The organism is Acinetobacter lactucae (assembly GCF_013344765.1).
GTDB classification, from domain to species: domain Bacteria; phylum Pseudomonadota; class Gammaproteobacteria; order Pseudomonadales; family Moraxellaceae; genus Acinetobacter; species Acinetobacter lactucae_A.
On sequence record NZ_JABVBF010000427.1, the window covers coordinates 1 to 474 of the forward strand.

At 35.4% G+C, this 474-nt stretch carries 2 pseudogenes; one reads left to right on the forward strand and one right to left on the reverse strand.

Features of this window, described 5'->3' with window-relative positions:
- Positions 1-254 (forward strand): annotated as a pseudogene (locus HUN22_RS17690) (MFS transporter); the annotation flags it as partial.
- Between the two features lie 27 nt (positions 255-281).
- Here HUN22_RS17690 and HUN22_RS17695 read toward each other — a convergent pair.
- Positions 282-428 (reverse strand): annotated as a pseudogene (locus HUN22_RS17695) (hypothetical protein); the annotation flags it as partial.
- Between the last annotated feature and the right edge of the window lie 46 nt (positions 429-474).

Sequence of the window (474 nt, forward strand, 5' to 3'; positions counted from 1 at the left end):
TTTGGGGACTTTCTTATGGTGGGGTTTCTATATCATTAATGACTTGGATGATTCGTTCAGCCCCTATGCATATTGAATTAGCATCTGCACTTAATATTACTATGTTTAATTTATCAATAGGATTAGGAGCTTTTTTAGGTGGGCTAATTTATGATGCCTTTGGAAGCGGGTTGAATCTATTCTTTGGAAGTGTATTAGCTTGTATTGCGGCCATTTTAATATTTATTAATCAAAATAAAAATCCTCTCATTTGAGGGTTTTTTTTGAATCAGATCACTGCATTAAAGCACAGCAATTTGCTCCATATTCGCTTTAACTTTCTCTAACTGAGCAGCAAACTCAGCAAGCTTCACTTTTTCACCTTCAACAACTGCTGCTGGTGCTTTAGACACAAAGCCTTCATTTGCAAGTTTGCCCGTGATTTGGTCGGTACCTTCTATAATAAGAAATCGTTGTGGTTATATTCTTTATAAA